General features: G+C 71.6%; 3 protein-coding genes. 2 read left to right on the plus strand and 1 reads right to left on the minus strand.

Features of this window, described 5'->3' with window-relative positions; all coding sequences use genetic code 11:
- The first annotated feature begins 209 nt into the window (after positions 1 to 209).
- On the plus strand, positions 210 to 1,415 hold the full coding sequence (locus MHW47_RS34505) for an acyl-CoA dehydrogenase family protein (RefSeq protein WP_239227778.1): 1,206 nt from the start codon (positions 210 to 212) through the stop codon (positions 1,413 to 1,415).
- A gap of 15 nt (positions 1,416 to 1,430) precedes the next feature.
- On the opposite strand, the gene MHW47_RS34510 is transcribed toward MHW47_RS34505, so the two are convergent.
- A complete protein-coding gene (locus tag MHW47_RS34510; RefSeq protein ID WP_239227779.1) occupies positions 1,431 to 1,877 on the minus strand; it encodes a cell division protein SepF in 447 nt (148 codons plus the stop codon).
- 306 nt (positions 1,878 to 2,183) lie between these two features.
- On the opposite strand from MHW47_RS34510, the gene MHW47_RS34515 reads away from it, so the two are divergent.
- The coding region (locus MHW47_RS34515; protein ID WP_239227780.1) for a DUF5685 family protein at positions 2,184 to 2,513 on the plus strand (330 nt) is incomplete at its 3' end.

Raw genomic sequence — 2,513 nt, forward strand, 5'->3', positions numbered from 1 at the left:
CGCCGAGCGCCCGGACCCGGTGGCGCGGGTGCCCGCCCGGCGGCGGCCGGCCGGCGCGGGGGGCTCTGGACGCGCGGCACACCGAGTCGTAACGTCGGCACGGCAACGTAACTAACGCTGCTAGTTTTCGGGCCGCCCCGGAGCCGTTCACGAACCGGCCCGGAGCCGTCCCGAGCCGTTCCCCGTCGTCCTGCCGGAGGCACACCCTCATGTCCACCGCACCGAAGCTCCCGCCCTTCGACCCCCGCGACCCGATCGGCCTCGACGACCTGCTGGGCCCCGAGGACCTCGCGATCCGCGACACGGTCCGCACCTGGGCCGCCGACCGCGTCCTGCCGCACATCGCCGAGTGGTACGAGAACGGCGAGCTGCCCGGCATCCGCGAGCTGGCCCGCGAACTGGGCGCGCTCGGCGCCCTCGGCATGTCGCTCCAGGGGTACGGCTGCGCGGGCGCGACCGCCGTCCAGTACGGGCTGGCCTGCCTGGAGCTGGAGGCGGCCGACTCCGGCATCCGCTCGCTCGTCTCCGTACAGGGCTCCCTCGCCATGTACGCGATCCACCGCTACGGCTCCGAGGAGCAGAAGCAGCGGTGGCTGCCCGGCATGGCGGCCGGCGAGATCATCGGCTGCTTCGGCCTCACCGAGCCGGACCACGGCTCGGACCCGGCCGGCATGCGCACCTACGCCAGGCGCGACGGCGACGACTGGGTGCTCGCCGGCCGCAAGATGTGGATCACCAACGGCGCGGTCGCCGGGGTCGCGGTCGTCTGGGCGCAGACCGACGAGGGCCCGGCCGGCGCCGGCATCCGGGGCTTCGTGGTGCCGACCGACACCCCGGGCTTCTCCGCGCCCGAGATCCGGCACAAGTGGTCGCTGCGCGCCTCGGTCACCAGCGAACTGATCCTGGACGAGGTGCGGCTGCCCGCCGACGCCGTGCTGCCGGGCGTCACCGGGCTGCGCGGCCCGCTCAGCTGTCTGAGCCACGCCCGCTACGGCATCGTCTGGGGCGCCATGGGCGCGGCGCGGTCCAGCTTCGAGGCGGCCGTGGAGTACGCGCGCACCCGGGAGCAGTTCGGCAGGCCCATCGGCGGCTTCCAGCTCACCCAGGCCAAGCTCGCCGACATGGCGGTCGAGCTGCACAAGGGAATCCTGCTCGCCCACCACCTGGGCCGGCGGATGGACGCGGGGCGGCTGCGTCCGGAGCAGGTCAGTTTCGGGAAGCTGAACAACGTGCGGGAGGCCATCGAGATCTGCCGCACCTCGCGCACGATCCTCGGCGCCAACGGGATCTCGCTGGAGTACCCGGTGATGCGGCACGCGACCAACCTGGAATCGGTGCTCACCTACGAGGGCACCGTGGAGATGCACCAGCTGGTCCTGGGGAAGGCGCTCACCGGTCTGGACGCGTTCCGATGAGCGCCCGGAGGGCGGTCAGCTCTGGTTGAAGAAGCCGTCGGCCGGGCGGCCGGCGGCCTCGCCGTTCATCACCTGGGTGTCGGCGGGGGTCAGCAGGAAGACGCGGGTGGCGACGCGGTCGATCGACCCGCGCAGTCCGAAGATCAGTCCGGCGGCGAAGTCCACCACGCGCTTGGCGTCGGCGGAGTCCATGGACGTGAGGTTCATGATCACCGGGACGCCGTCCCGGAACATCTCGCCGATGGTGCGGGCGTCCCGGAAGCTGTCCGGGGTCACCGTGGCGATCCGGCGGCCGGTCTCCTCGGCCGTCTCGGAGGCCACCCGCACGCGCGGGTCGGTCACCCAGGCCTGGCCGCCGGTACCGGTCCGCGCGGCCTCGGCGTATTCGTCGTCGTCGTAGTACCGCTCGTCGTTGTCCTCGACGAGGCCCAGCCAGGCACTCGCCTTGCGCACCGATCCCATGGACGCCTCCTCTCACCGCGGTTCCTTGGTGTTCCGCATCTCTTTCGTATCCCTATCGTCGTCCATGATGCGGATCGTGTGCCAAGGGGATAGGCGGCGCGCAGGGCATTCGTGACGGTACTGGTGCAGAGGATGTGGCGATTCGTCAGGGTTCGTACAGGTAAGGGGGGGTGAAAAAAGAAAATATGATGCTCCGGGCCGTACGGGTGACATGGGGGACGTACGGGTGAACGGTCCGCTCGGTACGATGCCGTCGCGCTCGCGCCCGAGTGCGGCGCACAGGAACGAATCTCCGGGGGAACGGCCGTGTTCGGAATAGTCAGGCCCTGTACGCATCGCCTCTCCGAGGGGCTCAGGACCGAGTGGATGGCGCATCTGTGCGGGCTCTGCCTGGCGCTCCGCTCCGACCACGGGCAGTTCGCCCGGATCGTCACCAACTACGACGGCCTGATCGTCTCGGTGCTGACGGAGGCTCAGGTCGAACGCACCCCCGGGCAGCGCCGCACCGCCGGGCCCTGCCCCCTGCGCTCCATGCGCACCGCGCCCGTCGCGCGCGGCGAGGGCGCCCGGCTGGCGGCCGCCGTCTCGCTGGTGCTGGCCTCGGCGAAGGTCCGGGACCACGTCGCCGACCGGGAC

This window comes from Streptomyces sp. OfavH-34-F (assembly GCF_022347745.1).
In the GTDB taxonomy this organism is placed as follows: Bacteria; Actinomycetota; Actinomycetes; order Streptomycetales; family Streptomycetaceae; genus Streptomyces.

Excerpts from the sequence above, each read along its gene's own strand:
- MHW47_RS34505 (WP_239227778.1), top strand. The coding sequence starts at position 210 with ATGTCCACCGCACCGAAGCTCCCGCCCTTCGACCCCCGCGACCCGATC.
- MHW47_RS34510 (WP_239227779.1), bottom strand. The coding sequence starts at position 1,877 with ATGGGATCGGTGCGCAAGGCGAGTGCCTGGCTGGGCCTCGTCGAGGAC.